13 protein-coding genes are annotated in these 14,605 nt (G+C 64.3%); 6 read left to right on the top strand and 7 right to left on the bottom strand.

Annotated elements, in window-relative coordinates; genetic code table 11:
• Positions 1-170 precede the first annotated feature (170 nt).
• The 4 genes from gyrA (at position 171) to KX928_RS13805 (ending at position 4,766) form a co-directional block, all read left to right on the top strand.
• Complete coding sequence (gene gyrA / locus KX928_RS13820; RefSeq protein WP_219503553.1) at positions 171-2,918, top strand: DNA gyrase subunit A; 2,748 nt, start codon at positions 171-173, stop codon at positions 2,916-2,918.
• Between the two features lie 378 nt (positions 2,919-3,296).
• Complete coding sequence (locus tag KX928_RS13815; RefSeq protein ID WP_219503551.1) at positions 3,297-3,677, top strand: nuclear transport factor 2 family protein; 381 nt, start codon at positions 3,297-3,299, stop codon at positions 3,675-3,677.
• Positions 3,678-3,797: 120 nt separating this feature from the next.
• A complete protein-coding gene (locus tag KX928_RS13810; RefSeq protein ID WP_219503549.1) occupies positions 3,798-3,956 on the top strand; it encodes a hypothetical protein in 159 nt (52 codons plus the stop codon).
• Between the two features lie 255 nt (positions 3,957-4,211).
• Positions 4,212-4,766: a phytoene desaturase family protein gene (locus KX928_RS13805; protein WP_219503548.1), complete on the top strand. Its 555-nt coding sequence runs from the start codon at positions 4,212-4,214 to the stop codon at positions 4,764-4,766.
• Between the two features lie 262 nt (positions 4,767-5,028).
• On the opposite strand, the gene KX928_RS13800 is transcribed toward KX928_RS13805, so the two are convergent.
• The 6 genes from KX928_RS13800 to KX928_RS13775 all read right to left on the bottom strand — a co-directional run bounded on the left by KX928_RS13800 (position 5,029) and on the right by KX928_RS13775 (position 11,850).
• Positions 5,029-6,240, bottom strand: coding sequence for an ABC transporter permease (locus tag KX928_RS13800; protein ID WP_219503546.1), 1,212 nt, complete (start codon positions 6,238-6,240; stop codon positions 5,029-5,031).
• 1 nt (position 6,241) lies between these two features.
• Positions 6,242-6,961 carry an ABC transporter ATP-binding protein gene (locus KX928_RS13795; protein WP_219503541.1) on the bottom strand — a complete coding sequence of 240 codons (720 nt, stop codon included), beginning with the start codon at positions 6,959-6,961 and terminating at the stop codon, positions 6,242-6,244.
• Positions 6,954-8,195 carry an efflux RND transporter periplasmic adaptor subunit gene (locus KX928_RS13790; RefSeq protein ID WP_219503539.1) on the bottom strand — a complete coding sequence of 414 codons (1,242 nt, stop codon included), beginning with the start codon at positions 8,193-8,195 and terminating at the stop codon, positions 6,954-6,956. Before KX928_RS13790 ends, KX928_RS13795 begins: the two co-directional genes overlap by 8 nt.
• 207 nt (positions 8,196-8,402) lie before the next feature.
• Complete coding sequence (locus KX928_RS13785) at positions 8,403-9,878, bottom strand: carboxypeptidase M32 (RefSeq protein WP_219503536.1); 1,476 nt, start codon at positions 9,876-9,878, stop codon at positions 8,403-8,405.
• The gene (gene ctaA / locus KX928_RS13780) at positions 9,875-11,029 is read right to left on the bottom strand and encodes a heme A synthase (protein WP_219503533.1); all 1,155 of its coding nucleotides are present in this window, start codon (positions 11,027-11,029) and stop codon (positions 9,875-9,877) included. Before ctaA ends, KX928_RS13785 begins: the two co-directional genes overlap by 4 nt.
• Positions 11,030-11,094: 65 nt before the next feature.
• Complete coding sequence (locus tag KX928_RS13775; protein ID WP_219503529.1) at positions 11,095-11,850, bottom strand: RNA methyltransferase; 756 nt, start codon at positions 11,848-11,850, stop codon at positions 11,095-11,097.
• Between the two features lie 142 nt (positions 11,851-11,992).
• Between KX928_RS13775 and KX928_RS13770 the strand changes: the two genes are divergently transcribed.
• On the top strand, positions 11,993-12,613 hold the full coding sequence (locus tag KX928_RS13770; protein WP_219503527.1) for a thiamine phosphate synthase: 621 nt from the start codon (positions 11,993-11,995) through the stop codon (positions 12,611-12,613).
• A 4-nt stretch (positions 12,614-12,617) separates the two neighbouring features.
• Here the strand turns inward: KX928_RS13770 and KX928_RS13765 are convergent, their stop codons facing one another.
• Entirely contained in the window at positions 12,618-13,751 is a 1,134-nt protein-coding gene (locus tag KX928_RS13765; RefSeq protein ID WP_219503525.1) for a HupE/UreJ family protein, read from the bottom strand.
• A 13-nt stretch (positions 13,752-13,764) separates the two neighbouring features.
• On the opposite strand from KX928_RS13765, the gene KX928_RS13760 reads away from it, so the two are divergent.
• A complete protein-coding gene (locus KX928_RS13760) occupies positions 13,765-14,571 on the top strand; it encodes a DUF4198 domain-containing protein (protein ID WP_219503522.1) in 807 nt (268 codons plus the stop codon).
• Positions 14,572-14,605 lie beyond the last annotated feature (34 nt).

Below are 14,605 nucleotides of genomic sequence, written 5' to 3'. Positions count from 1 at the left end.
CTCACCACCAGAATGCCACGTCGAAATTACTTTTCAATGAAAACAACATACTATCACTTGAATTTGCTGGCTGCCAAATGTGTTAACTGTGAGGGATTGCACCTTATATGCACCCTCTGATATGGTCATTCCACAATATATAGACCCTGCGGCAAAAACGGGCAGACCACGTGAGCGACACACCACAACCCCCTGATAACGATGATGAAATAACACCGGAACGTCCGGAATACGACGGCCCGTCAGTCACCATCGAACACGAGATGCGCACGTCGTATCTCGATTACGCGATGTCCGTCATCGTCAGCCGCGCGATCCCGGATCTGCGTGATGGTCTGAAGCCCGTGCACCGCCGCATCCTTTTTGCGATGCATGAAACCGGCAACACCCACGACAAGGCGTATCGCAAATCCGCCCGTCCGGTGGGTGATGTGATGGGCCAGTATCACCCGCACGGAGATTCCGCGATTTACGACGCATTGGTGCGGATGGCGCAGGATTTCTCGATGTCACTGCCGCTGCTGGATGGTCAGGGCAATTTCGGCTCGATGGACGGTGATAACCCCGCCGCGATGCGCTATACCGAGGTGCGGATGGATAAGCCCGCCGCCTATCTGCTGGCGGATATCGACAAGGACACGGTCGATTTTCAGGACAATTACGATGGCAAGCAGCAGGAGCCGACCGTGCTCCCCGCCCGCTTCCCCAACATGCTGGTCAATGGCGCGGGTGGTATCGCCGTCGGGATGGCCACGAATATTCCACCACATAACCTTGGCGAAGTGGTTAACGCGACGCTCGCCCTGATCGACGAGCCGGATCTGACGTCCGAGCAGCTGATCGACTATGTCCCCGGCCCGGACTTTCCCACCGGTGGCATCATGCTGGGCCGTACCGGCGCGCGCAAAGCCTATCTGGAGGGCCGCGGCAGCGTCATCATCCGTGCGAAAACCCGTGTGGAGGAAATCCGCAAGGATCGTTGGGCCATCATCGTCGACGAGATCCCCTATCAGGTGAACAAGGCCACGATGATCGAGAAGATCGCGGAGCAGGTGCGCGAGAAGAAGATCGAAGGCATCGCCCATGTTCAGGACGAATCCGACCGCAACGGCGTGCGCGTTGTGGTCGAACTGAAACGCGATGCAACGGCAGAGGTGGTGATGAACCAGCTTTACCGGTTCACCCCGATGCAGACGTACTTCGGCTGCAACATGCTGGCGCTGAACGGTGGTCGGCCGGAACAGCTTACGCTGCGCAAATTCCTCACGTATTTCATAGACTTCCGCGAAGATGTGGTGGCGCGGCGCACGGCCTATCTGCTGCGCAAGGCGCGTGAACGCAGCCATGTGTTGTGCGGTCTGGCCGTGGCGGTTACGAATATCGACGAAATTGTCGCCAGCATTCGTGCATCGGCGGATGCGGCGGAAGCGCGCGAGAAGCTGATGACCCGCCGCTGGCCCGCGCAGGACATCCTGCCCTACATCGCGCTGATCGACGACCCCACCCACACTGCCAATGACGATGGCACCTACAACCTGAGCGAGACGCAAGCCCGTGCCATTCTGGAACTGCGCCTCCAGCGGCTCACCCAGATCGGGGTGAAGGAAGTCACTGACGAGCTCGAAGAACTGGCCGGTAAGATCAAGGAATACCTTGAAATTCTCGGCTCGCGTGAGCGGATCATGGGGATCATCGCGGATGAGTTGCGCGAGGTGCGCGATCTCTTCGCCGTGCCGCGCCGCACCGAGATTGTCGACTGGTCAGGCGACATGGAGGATGAAGACCTCATCGCGCGCGAAGACATGGTTGTGACGGTGACAAGCGGCGGCTACATCAAGCGCACGCCTCTGGCCGATTTCCGCAGCCAGCGCCGCGGTGGCAAGGGGCTGGCAGGCATGCAGACGAAAGAAGAGGACGTGGTCACGACCCTCTTTGTCGCCAACACGCATACGCAGCTGTTGTTCTTCACCACGGACGGCATGGCCTACAAGCTCAAGACATGGCGTCTGCCGCAGGGTGGGCGCACCTCCAAGGGCAAGGCGATCGTCAACATCCTGCCGATCCCCACGGGCGTCTCCATCGCGGCGATCCTGCCGATTGACCGGGACGAGAAAGACTGGTCGGAACTGCAGATCGTCTTTGCCACCTCTGCCGGAACTGTGCGCCGTAACGCCTTGAGCGACTTCACAAATGTGAAATCCAACGGCAAGATTGCGATGAAGTTCGAGGATGAACATGCACAGACCACACTGATCAACGCACGGATTGCCTCTCCCGATGATGACGTGATGCTGGTGACGGCGTCCGGTCGTGCGATCCGCTTCCCCTCGACCGATGTGCGGGTGTTCAATTCACGCAGTTCCGTAGGGGTGCGGGGCGTCCGGCTGACCGGCGAAGATAAGGTCGTGTCGATGTCGGTCATCCGCCATTTCGATGCCAGCCCGGACGAACGGGCGGCCTACCTCAAGATGCGCCGCGCGATGGCCGGTCTGGCGGATGACGCGGAGGCGGTCGAAGAAGAAGGCACCGACGCCAATGCCACCATCAGCCAACAGCGTTATGCCGAGATGTCGGCGGCGGAAAACCTGATCCTGACGCTGACGTCCAGCGGTTCCGGCAAGCTCAGCTCAAGCCACGATTACCCGGTGCGGGGACGCGGCGGCATGGGGGTTCAGGCGATGGACAAGGCGATGCGCGGCGGCGCGCTCGTCGCCTCCTTCCCTGTGGAAATGGATGATCAGATCATGCTGGCCACGTCCAAGGGCCAGTCGATCCGGGTGCCGGTCGAAGGCATTTCCTTCCGGTCCCGGTCTGCGGGCGGGGTGAAAGTCTTTGACACCGGCAAGGGCGAAGAGGTCGTGAGCGTGGCCTGGATCGCGGATCAGGGCGACGCGGAGGTGGACGCCGCCGAGACCTGAGCCGCGATATCTGGCAACGCGCGGTGGCAGCGTGGGAGCGATCCGGGCGAATCGCAGGTTAACGCCTTAAAATCAGTGCAAATCACGCGGCACCGCCCGTGCACAGCCTGTACACCACCTGTGCACCGATCCGGCACCGCGTGCCGGGTTAACGCAACGGACGGTCGGGTTTGCCAGGAACGGGTTAACGCCGGCAGGGCGATCCGAAACGCCAATCTGCCGACATGTGTCGGAGGCCAGCGCTCAGGAGATGCCAGCCGGACCCTGACCTGCGACGGCCCTCTTGCAAGTCGTTGACCCAAATCAAGGAGAGCGGCAGGCAACAGCCCTATCATCGCGTCACCATGCCTTTGATGGCGGGATCGACAAAGGGCCAAGATGACGCAAGACCACCCAAACCTCACCTTGCTGTCAAAGCTCGATGTGCGCGACGTGAGCGCCTCGGCACACCTGTTTTCGGATGATTTTGTCTGGCACTATTTCAACCCTAAACTGCCGGATGTTGCGGGAGACTACGCCGGCGTTGACGGGCTCAGAAACTTCTTCGGGATCATTGCCGCAAAAACCGGCGGCACGTTCAGGGTAGCGCCGATTTCCGCGACGCCTTTTGGTGATGAACTGGTGGTGGTTCACGCCCGCGACACCCTGACGTTCGACGGGGCGCCGATTGCCCTTGATGTCGCGGTTGTCTGGCGCATCGTCGCAGGGAAAATCACCGAAGGCTGGGACATTCCGTCAGCCTTCACAACGGCAGCCTGATGTCCTGCCGGTGAGGGGCCTCCCCGGGCCGGTCACATCCTCCGTCATCGTGGCGCGGAAAGCATCCTTTCCCGGCGGCCCGCCGGGCATGTCGGAACGCACACCGGGGAGGAGCGCGCCATGAAGGAAGGGAAATCGCGGACATGGGATGCCCTTGTCATCGGCCCCCGCATGGGGGCTGTCTATGACACCCTGCATCTCGCGGACGCGCTGCCGCTTGCGCCGTCGCGCCCCTATGAGGCGCAGGCACGCGATCTGACGGGATCGCTTTGCCGATGAGGCCGACGCGGTCAAGGCATGGGTGGCCGCACTGCGTGAGAGGCGGGACACGATGTAACGGCTGTTTCCGACCCGTGCCGCGCCTGACCTTGTCGGCCATATGATCGACTGGGGGAACCACCGCGCCATCGACAAATGGTGCGCCCGCACCACGCAGGAAGTGGTCGACGGCATCACCCGGAACCCGGAGCTTGCCGCGGCCCCTACCGCGCAATGGGGGGATCATGGCGGCCGCCCCTTAAGGCCAGCTTTGCGATGCACGCGCTGATCTGCGGCTCTTGTCTGGAAAGTGGCGCGTGGTATCGGTTGGGCGGCGGCAGGGCTTTTGCCGACCATCTGGTTCCGACGATCACGCAGGCCGGTGGCGCGGCCCGCGCCGGCGTGCGGGTTGAGCGGCTTCTGCCCAGGAACGGCAAGGTCACCGGGGTGCGCACATCGGACGGCGAAGACTTCCGGTCGGACGTCGTGACATCCAGTATCGGTGCACGCGGGACGCTCGACACCCTGTTGCCCGCGGGCTGCGCAGACTGGTTCAGGGAGATACAGGCGCTGCCTGCCTCCATTGCCCGTTTCAGCCTGTTTTTGGGGTTCGAAGGCGACGTGGAAGCCGCCGGAGGCACCCGGTCAAACCACTGGTTCTATCCGACAGGAGAGATCGACGCGATCTGGAGCGAAGCACCCGGGGTCACGCCGCCGGGCTTTTTCATCTCGTTCAGATCGCTGAAGGACCCGGCCCACGATTTGGGCCGCAAACAGAAACAGGCGGGCGAAATGGTCGTCTGGACCGATTGGAGCAGCGTCGCCCCATGAGCGGATCGACCGCCCGCGGCGCGCGGCGCGGACTACATGGCCTTCCAGCAGCAGGTGGAGGACAAGATGTTCGCCCTGTTCAGGGTGTGCTATGGGCCGGGATCCTGGCGGCGGCGCGCGTCGATCCGCGGGTTTTCAAGCAGCTCCGGGGGTAAGGTTGTTGGTGTCGAGGGCGGGGTCGGCAGCCGGGGCAGCATCTGTCGGACCGGGCGCGCGGAGTGAGCGGGCCCGTTTCCGATGCCGGTCCGGGGGGCAGGCTCATCTATTCGTGGCGCAGCGCGTCGATGGGGTTCATGCGGGCGGCGCGGCGGGCCGGGAAATAGCCGAAGATCACGCCAACCGCCGCGGAAAAGGCGAAGGCGATCAGGACCACCCCGGCGTCGGGCCGGAACGGGATCGCAAGCAGGCTGGCACCAAGATATCCCAGGCTCAGCCCCGCGGCGATTCCGATCAGCCCGCCAAACAGCGACAGGATGATCGCCTCTACGAGAAACTGCATCAGCACCTGCCGCGCCTGCGCCCCGATCGCCAGCCTGATGCCGATTTCGCGTGTGCGCTCGGTCACCGATACCAGCATGATGTTCATGATCCCGATCCCGCCCACCAACAGGCTCACGGCGGCCACGGCGGAGAGCAGACCGGTCAGCACGCCGGTGATCCCCGACAGCATCGAGGCGATCTGTTTCATGTCCATCACGGTGAAATCGTCATCCTCGCCGCGACCGATCCGCCGCAGGTCACGCAGCACGACCTCGACCTCGCGCACGGCGCGTTCGGTGGGCACGCCGTCACGCACGGCGGCGAACATCAGGTTGACGTCCGTGTTGCCCGATACGCGCCGCTGAAAGGTGCGTAACGGCATGATCACGAAATCGTCCTGATCGTTGCCGAAGGTCGACGCGCCCTTGGATTTCAGCAGACCGATCACCTCGCAGGACAGTTTGCGGATGCGGATCACCTCGCCCAGCGGATCGGCGGTGCCGAAAAGATCCTTGCGCACGGTTTCCCCGATAACGCAGACAGGTTTGCCGGATTTCAGCTCCGCCGTATCGAAGAGCCGGCCACGCGCGATCTCCCAGCCGGCGGCCGTGAAATAGCGGTTGTCGGTGCCGACGATATCCGTCCGCCGGTTTTCGTTGCCAAAGACAACACGGCCGCGCGACATGCTCATCGGGGCGGAGACGTCGATTAGTGCCAGCTGTTCTTGCAGCAAATCGTTTATGCGCAGGTCGAACATCGGTGTCGCCGTGCCGGCGGGGCCGCCCTCCATCGCGTCCTCGCCGGGCAGGATCATCAGAAGGTTGCTGCCCAGCTTTTCCACATCGGCGGTCACCTGTTCCGTCGACCCCTGCCCGACCGTCACCATGGCAATCACGGCACCCACGCCGATGACGATGCCCAGCACCGTCAGAAAGGACCGCAGCGCATTGCGAAAGATGGCCTGTATCGCCAGCCTGATGGTTTCCCACAGCATGTCAGGCCGCCTCCTCTGTCGGCGTATCGCGCTCGATCCGCCCGTCGACCATCCAGATCAGGCGCCGGGCATAGCGGGCCATCTCGGCCTCGTGGGTGACCATGACGATGGTCAGCCCGTCGGTTTCATTCAGATCCCTGAGCACCTCCATGATCTCGCGCGACAGCTTGGTGTCGAGGTTGCCGGTCGGCTCATCGGCCAGCACCACCTGCGGGTTGCCCGCCAGAGCGCGGGCGATGGCGACACGCTGCTGCTGACCGCCCGACAGCTCGGAGGGGTCATGATGCGCGCGGTGTTCCAGCCCCACCTTGGCCAGCGCCTCGATCGCGGCGGCGTGGCGTTCGGCGCGGCCCATTCCCTTGTAAATCAGCGGCAGTTCCACGTTATGCAACGCCGTGGTGCGGGCAAGCAGGTTGTAGCCCTGAAAAACGAAGCCGAGATAATGCCTCCGCAGGAGCGCCCGCAGATCCCGGCTCAGCCCTGCCACCTCAACCCCGTTGAACCGGTACTGTCCGGCGGTCGGCGCATCAAGACAGCCGATGACGTTCATCGCTGTCGATTTGCCGGACCCGCTGGGCCCCATGATCGCGACGAAATCGCCCTCGTCAATGTCCAGATCAATGCCGTCAAGCGCGCGCACCTCCGCCTCGCCGTGGCCATAGACACGCGAAATGCCGCGCAGGTGGATGAGCGGGAGGCGCCGGGTCGCCGCGTCAGTCATCGATGCGCTCCGTGATGACCAGATCACCGGGTGCGAGGTCTCCGTCGAGGATCTGCGTCCGGCGCCCGTCGGTGGCCCCGGGGCGTACCGCGATCTCGGTCGGCGCGCCATCGCGCAGCACCCAGAGCGTTCGGTTGTCGGCGCGTGCGGCCTCCTCGAAATCCTGCGGGATGAGCATGCCCAGCAGGCCGCTTCGGTCGTCCTCTTCCGCCTCCGGCTCACGCGGCGGGACATACCGCAGGGCGGCATTGGGGACGGTCAGCGCATCGGCGATCTCGGCAACGGTAATGTCGGCGGTCGCGGTCATGCCCGGGCGCAGGGCCAGGTCCGCGTTGTCGATGGTCAGGAGCGCCTTGTAGGTTACCACGCCGTCCACTGTCCTGGGCGCAAACCTGATCTCGGAAATCTCGGCGGGAAAGACCCGCTCGTCGTAAGCCTCTACCGTGAAATCAGCGCGGTTACCCACCGCCGTGCGTCCGATGTCGGCCTCGTCGATGTCGACCTGAAGCTCCATCTTGCTGAGGTCTTCGGCCACGGTGAACAGCACCGGTGCCTGCAGCGTTGCCGCCACGATCTGCCCCTCGTCGATGGCGCGGTCCAGCACGATGCCGTCGATGGGCGAACAGATGCAGGCCTTGTCGAGCTCCGTCTGATACAGATCGAGTTCTGCCTCGGCGAGGCTCTGATCCGCGAGCGCCGATTGCAGTTCGGCGGTTGCGCGGGTGAAATTCGCCTGCTGGGTCACCAGGGTCTGATGTGCGGTCACGCCCCGGGCCTCAAGTTGCTGGGCATTTTCGAATTTCTCGCGGGCGTCCTCAAGGGTGGCGCGGGCCATCGCGACCCGGGCGATGCGGCTGTCGAGGGCAGCCTTGCTGACCGCGACCTGCGCGTTGAGCTTGGCGGTATCGAGTTCCGCCAGGATGCTGCCCCTCGACACCTTGTCGTTGAAATCCACGTGCACCTTGCCCATCGTGCCCGAGAGTTCGCTTGATATCTCGACCAGGTTCGTGGGCTCTATTGTCCCGGTGGCGGTGACCGTGACGCGCAGGTCGGCGGTTGTCGCCCTGGCGGTGACGTATTGCACCGCGCCGTCTTTTCCCCCCAGCGTGGCCCATGCCAGAAGGCCACCCGCGAGCACCAGCAGGGCCGCACCGTATTTGACCCAGGCCGGCACGCGCGGACCGGCCGGTCCGAGCCCCAGGGTCTTTGCCACGTCGTCCGATGCCTCTGCCATGCCGCCGTCCACTCCGTTGCGTTTCGCAGCACAGCGTAGCGTCCTGGCGCCTTGGTGTGTTTGACCCATATCAAGGGAAGAGGTGCCAATTGGCCAGCAATGCGGCGACGCCTCGGACGATCAACACACTGCATCCGTGCTTGCGACCGGGGCCTGGGCGTGGGAGGGTCGCCTGACCGGGATTGCCGCAGGCTCGGGCAGCGGCGGTCAGAGCCCGTAGATGCCGGTGAATTTTTCCTTCAGATAGGCCAGCAGCGGGGCTTCGGAGGGTTCCGCGCCGCGGGCGCGCGCGATGACCTCGCGTGGCTCATAAAGGCCGCCGTGGGATTGCACGTTGTCGCGCAGCCAGCCGGTGGCCGCCGAAGTGTCGCCCCGGGCCAGCTGACTGTCGAGTTCCGGCAGGGCGCTGCGCATGGCTTCGTGCAGGCAGCCCGCGTAGACATTGCCAAGGCTGTAGGTCGGGAAATACCCGAACAATCCGACGGACCAGTGCACGTCCTGCAGCACGCCGTTGGACGGCTTGTCCACCGGGTAGCCGAAATCCGCCTCGAAGCGGTCGTTCCACGCGGCTTCCAGATCGGCGACCTGCAAGTCATCCGCCATGAGCGCGCGTTCCAGATCGAAGCGCAGCAGGACATGCAGGTTATACTGCAGCTCGTCGGCCTCGGTGCGGATATAGCCGTCGGAGACCCGGTTCACGCAGGCGTAGAAGGAGTCTTCATCCGCGATCCCGAAATCGCCGAAGGTGTCTTTCATCTGCCCGAAAAGCCACCCGGTGAAGGCGCGGCTGCGCCCGATCTGGTTTTCGTAGATCCGGCTCTGGCTTTCATGCACGCCCATGGACACCCCCTCACCCAGCGGGGTGAGCAGATAGTCGCGGCTGATGTTCTGTTCATAGGCAGCGTGGCCGACCTCGTGGATCGTCGAATAGAAGCAGTTGAAGGGATCATCGGGGTTGGTGCGGGTGGTGATCCGCACGTCGAGCCCGGACCCGGAGCTGAAAGGATGCACGGCCTTGTCCACGCGGCCATGGGTCATGTCGTACCCGAAGGCCCGGGCCAGCTTGCGCGTCAGTTTCATCTGCGCGGCCTCATCGAAGGTGCCTTTGAGGGTTGGCGGCGCCTTGGCGTCGCGCACGGCGGCCCTGAGCGCGGAGAGTTCGGGACGCAACGCACCGAACATCGCTTCCAGTTCGGCGCCGGTGGTGCCGGGTTCATAATCCGACAGCATGGCGTCATAGACGTCCCCGCCATTGGCCAATGCCTGCCCTTCCTCGCGTTTCAGCGCGATCACCTCTTCCAGCGTCGGGGCAAAGGCGGAAAAGTCGTCGCTGCCGCGGGCGTCGGCCCAGGTGCCCTGCGCTTGCGAGGTCACGCGGGCGATCCGGGCGGCCAGCGCGGCGGGCACCTTGCTGGCGCGCGTATGGCTGCGGCGGATGTGACGCAATTGCGCGGCGGCCGGGGCATCGAGATCGGTGCCCTCCAGCTCCGCCAGCCAGTCGGCCACGCGGGCATCGACACGACGGGCGTGCAGCACCGCCTCCATCGCCGCCATTTCCTCGCCGCGCTGGGGGGCGGCCCCGCGGGGCATCATGGTTTCCTGATCCCAGCCCAGCCGCCCGGCCACCTGCGCCAGTGCTTGTGTTTCGCGGGCATGGGCCATGAGGGCGTCGAAGGCGTTCATGCAGAATTTCCTCTTAATGATGTGGCGATGGGGTAGCCGCTCAGGAACCGGGCGCGCAGGATCAGCACCCAGAGAACAACGGCCAGAAGCTGGTGCAGCAAGGCGATATGCACCGGCGCGCCGTAGAGCACGGTGACAACGCCGATGGCGATTTGCAGGGCCGTGGCGGCGATCACGGCGTTGAAGGCGAAGCGGGTGGTCTGATGCGCGGATGTGCGACCGCGCAGCCAGACGATCACCGCGAAGCCCGCCAGGAGATAGCCGCTGACCCGGTGAATGAACTGCACCAGACCCGGGCTCTCGAAGAAATTACGCCAGGCCGGCTCCAGCACGAAGGCGCTGGCGGGAAAGACCTGACCGCCCATCAGGGGCCAGTCGGTGTAACTGCGCCCGGCATCGATGCCGGCCACCAGCGCGCCCAGAAGGATTTGCAGGAAGGTAAAGTGCAGCAGCCCCGTCGACAGGCGCCAGTGCCGGGCTTCCCTTGTGCGGCGTGCCTGCATCAGGTCGCGCGCCGTGCGCCCCAGTTCCAGGATGTACCAGGTGATGACACCGAGGATGACAAAAGCCAGCCCGAGATGGGTCGCCAGCCGGTAACTGGCCACATCCGTGATGGCCTCGCCCTGCGTCACGCCGGAAGCGACCATCCACCAGCCAATCGCCCCCTGGGCACCACCGAGAGCGCCCAGCAGAAGCAGCTTCGGCGTCCAGCCCGAGGGGATCTGACGGCGCACCGCGAACCAGACAAAGCCAAGCGCCCATACCAGCCCGACGACCCGGCCCAGTTGACGATGGCCCCACTCCCACCAGTAGATGACCTTGAAGTCATCCAACTGCATCCACTGGTTCTGTATACTAAACTCATCAATCGCCTGATACTTGGCGAATTCCATCTCCCACGCGGCCGCATTCAGCGGCGGCAGGGCGCCGGTGATCGGGCGCCATTCGGTGATGCTTAGGCCGCTGTCGGTCAGCCGCGTCAGCCCGCCGACGGCGATCATCAGGACCACCAGTGCGAACAGAGCCATGAGCCAGCGCCGGATCGCGCCGCGCGCCCCGCCATGGCCCTGATCGATCCCCCCCGGCCGGGCGGCGGGGCGCGTGGTCTCCGCGCTACCGACCTCTTCGAAGAGCTTGCGCTTGCCGCTCATCCCGTTGTCCTTGTCTTGCTTCGCGATGCATACCTATGCCGCCTGCGCCTGCAGGTCCAGCGCGTCTAGTCGTCGCGTGTTTTCCAGCGGACGATCTGGCGCATCACCCCGTGCAGCATCTGCACATCCGCCCGGGTCAGGGGCATGCGGCTCCACATGTTGCGCAGGTTGATACGCATCGAGTGCGCCTTGTGATCGGGAAAGAAGAAGCCCGCCTCCTCCAGCCGGTCCTGGTAGTGATTGGCCAGATGTTCAACCTCGACCGCCTCGGCCCAGTCGGTCCCGGCCATCTCGGTGGTCGCAGGCGTCACCGCGCCGACCGCCCGCCTCCATTCATAGCCCACCAGCAGCACGCATTGCGCAAGGTTGAGGGAGGCAAAAGCCGGGTTGACCGGTACCGAGATGATCGCATTGGCGCGCGCGATATCGTCATTCTCCAACCCCGCCCTTTCCGGCCCGAAAAGCACCGCGACGCGCTGGCCCTCTGCAATCCTGCCGGCGGCCATCCGCATCGCGGCTTCGGGGCTGACCACGGGCTTGGTCAGATCGCGCGCCCGCGCCGTGGTCGCAAAGACATAAGTGCAGTCACGAATGGCATCCGGCAGATCGGGGCTGAGGCGCGCCGCGTCCAGCAAACGCCCAGCCCCGCTGGCCATCGCGGTGGCATTCGGGTTCGGCCAGCCATCGCGCGGCGCCACAAGCCGCATCCGGTCGAGGCCGAAATTCCACATCGCGCGGGCCGCAGCCCCGATGTTCTCTCCCATCTGGGGACGCACCAGAACGAAAGCGGGGGTGCCGGGCTGTTCAACGGGGTCTGTCATACCCGCCTCTTACGTCGCGACCGGCGCCGCCGCAACACACCGCGTTTCTTCGGTTCATAAATATCCTCGCCGAAGGCATAAAAGTTTCCATTCACCGGCGCTTGCGCTACTGGTCGGGGCACTATCTTCGAAGGACCACACCATGGACACGCCAGAACAACCGCAACTCTACCTGATCACCCCGCCGGAGTTCGAGTTGAGCAGTTTCCCCGATCTTCTGGCCTCGGTTCTGGACGCCCACGCGGTGGCCTGCGTCCGGCTCAGCCTCGCCACGCGGGACGAGGACCGGCTGGCGCGCGCCGCGGATGCGCTGCGCGAGGTCACACATGCCCGCGATGTTGCCCTCGTCCTGAGCGATCACACGCTGCTGTCGGACCGGCTGGGGCTCGACGGGGTCCATCTGACGGACGCGGCCCGTTCGGTGCGCGACACCCGCAAGGCGCTGGGAGACGACGCGATCGTCGGCAGCTTCTGTGGCGCCTCGCGCCACGACGGCATGAGCGCGGGCGAAGCGGGTGCGGATTACGTCAGCTTCGGGCCCGTGCAGCCCTCCGGCCTCGGCGATGGCAGCTTTGCCGGGCTGGACCTGTTCCAGTGGTGGTCCGAAGTGATCGAGGTTCCGGTTGTCGCCGAGGGCGCGCTGGACGCCGCGATGGTTGCCACGCTCGCCCCGCATACCGATTTTTTCGGCATCGGCGAGGAGATATGGGCCACCGAGGCCCCCGGCGACGCGCTGGCCGATCTGATCGCGGCCATGGGTTAGACGGCTAGAGAAAGACCCGTTCGACGAACCAATAGGCCCCTACGGCCGCGATCGCGCAGGAAGCGGGGATCGCGATCCGGGCGCGGTACCACTGCTGGCGCGCAAACCACCCCACCAGCGCAAAGGCGATGGCGATCACTGTCAGCTGCCCCAGTTCCACCCCGATGTTGAAGCCGATCAGCGCGGGAATGAATTGCCCCTCGGGCAAGCCAAACTCCCCCAGCACGGACGCAAACCCGAGCCCGTGCAGCAGGCCGAAGAGAAAGATCACCACGGGCCGCCACGGGTTGAGGCCGGAGGTGAAGATATTTTCCACCGCGACAAAGACGATCGAGGCGGCAATCAGCGGCTCCACGATCGCCGGATTGATGCTCACCAGCCCCAGAGCGCCCAGGGCCAGCGTCACCGTGTGCGCGAGGGTGAACGCGCTGATCTGCCAGACCAGCGGGCGCAGCCGCGTGCTGAGAAAGAAAAGCCCCAGGACAAACAGGATATGATCGAGCCCCTTGGGCAGGATATGATCGAAGCCAACCGGGATATAACCGAGAAACGCCTCTGTCGCCGTCTGGGCCCCGCCCCCGCCAAGGGCAATCGGCGGGCTGGTGTCGCCCCCTGCGAGATACCCGGTGAAGGGTTCTGGCACGCCCTGCTGCCGCAACACCAGCGCGCCGGCCCCGTCCGGCCAGGTGACCGTGATCGCCGCTGCATCCTGCGGCAGTGGCGCGGAGAGCGTCAGGAGCGAAATGCGCGGCAGTTCAATGTCGATGCCGTCGGGGATGTCGACCTGTACGATGCTGAATTCCAGCGGCACCCCGGCCCCTGCAAGCGGGACCCTGTTCCATGCCGCAAGCAGCTCGGGCACCCGGGCCTGCAGGGCGTCCGCGGACAGATCACGCAAAACTGAATAGGCAACACCGGCCGCGTCATCGTCGGTGTTATCAACCGCATCGAGGTCGACGCCGGCCAGAAACGCCTCCAGATTAATGCGAAAATCCAGCGTGACGGTTGCGCCGTCCTCCACGAAGAGGTCCGCGATGGTCGGCACCAGTTCATGGGCGCGGGCGGACGGGACGGCCTGAAGGATGGAAGCGGTTGACAATGCCGCCAAAAGTAACAGCTTGGAAAGAAAGGTCGTCATCTGTGGTATCATCATGTTCTCGCGTTTTCTGATCGCTGTTCTATTGTTGTCCGGTCAGCCGGGCTTTGGCCATGAGTTCTGGATTGAACCTGAGAGCTATCAGGTGGAACCGGGGGCATCAATGACCGCCACCTTGCGGAATGGGCAGAATTTCGAAGGTATTTCTCTTGCATGGTTTGACAATCGCTTCACTCGGTTTGAATTGGCCACGGGAGAGACGCTGACGCCCGTGGAAGGTCGGATGGGCGACACACCCGCACTGCAGGCCATCGCGCCCGGCGACGGGCTGTTGATCGTGCTGCACGAGACCACCCCTTCCAACCTTACGTACAAGGAGTGGGAAAAGTTTCTGGCCTTTGCCGAGCATAAGGATTTTCCCACTGCCGCGGCCGCGCACACCGCCGCCGGTTGGCCAAAGGAAGGCTTCCGCGAAAGCTACACCCGGCATGCCAAGGCCCTGATGGCTGTCGGGGATGGGTCGGGACAAGACCGGGCGTTTGGCCTGGCGACGGAGTTTGTGGCGCTGACCAACCCCTATGATCCGCAGTTCGACGGAAACATGCGGGTGCGGGTGACTTACCAGGGCCTGCCCAGGCGGGACGCGCAGGTCGAGGTCTTTGACAAGGGTGCCGACGGGACTGTCGCGGTGTCGCTGACCCGCACGGACCAGGATGGGGTGGCGGTGGTGCCCGTGACACCCGGGCATAGCTACCTTTTTGACGCCGTTGTGTTGCGCGCAAGCCCTCAGGCAGGCAGCTCCGAGAAAGCGCCTGTCTGGGAAACGCTCTGGGCGGCGCTGACCTTTGCGGTGCCGGAATAATCCGCCGCCGGGCCTCTTGAACCCCCAGCCGTTC

It is taken from the genome of Roseobacter insulae (genome assembly GCF_019375555.1).
GTDB classification, from domain to species: Bacteria; Pseudomonadota; Alphaproteobacteria; order Rhodobacterales; family Rhodobacteraceae; genus Roseobacter; species Roseobacter insulae.
This window is presented reverse-complemented; position numbering and strand designations above follow the sequence as displayed.

Excerpts from the sequence above, each read along its gene's own strand:
- KX928_RS13815 (WP_219503551.1), top strand. The coding sequence starts at position 3,297 with ATGACGCAAGACCACCCAAACCTCACCTTGCTGTCAAAGCTCGATGTG.
- KX928_RS13810 (WP_219503549.1), top strand. The coding sequence starts at position 3,798 with ATGAAGGAAGGGAAATCGCGGACATGGGATGCCCTTGTCATCGGCCCC.
- KX928_RS13805 (WP_219503548.1), top strand. The coding sequence starts at position 4,212 with ATGCACGCGCTGATCTGCGGCTCTTGTCTGGAAAGTGGCGCGTGGTAT.
- KX928_RS13800 (WP_219503546.1), bottom strand. The coding sequence starts at position 6,240 with ATGCTGTGGGAAACCATCAGGCTGGCGATACAGGCCATCTTTCGCAAT.
- KX928_RS13795 (WP_219503541.1), bottom strand. The coding sequence starts at position 6,961 with ATGACTGACGCGGCGACCCGGCGCCTCCCGCTCATCCACCTGCGCGGC.
- KX928_RS13790 (WP_219503539.1), bottom strand. The coding sequence starts at position 8,195 with ATGGCAGAGGCATCGGACGACGTGGCAAAGACCCTGGGGCTCGGACCG.
- KX928_RS13785 (WP_219503536.1), bottom strand. The coding sequence starts at position 9,878 with ATGAACGCCTTCGACGCCCTCATGGCCCATGCCCGCGAAACACAAGCA.
- ctaA (WP_219503533.1), bottom strand. The coding sequence starts at position 11,029 with ATGAGCGGCAAGCGCAAGCTCTTCGAAGAGGTCGGTAGCGCGGAGACC.
- KX928_RS13775 (WP_219503529.1), bottom strand. The coding sequence starts at position 11,850 with ATGACAGACCCCGTTGAACAGCCCGGCACCCCCGCTTTCGTTCTGGTG.
- KX928_RS13770 (WP_219503527.1), top strand. The coding sequence starts at position 11,993 with ATGGACACGCCAGAACAACCGCAACTCTACCTGATCACCCCGCCGGAG.
- KX928_RS13765 (WP_219503525.1), bottom strand. The coding sequence starts at position 13,751 with ATGACGACCTTTCTTTCCAAGCTGTTACTTTTGGCGGCATTGTCAACC.
- KX928_RS13760 (WP_219503522.1), top strand. The coding sequence starts at position 13,765 with ATGTTCTCGCGTTTTCTGATCGCTGTTCTATTGTTGTCCGGTCAGCCG.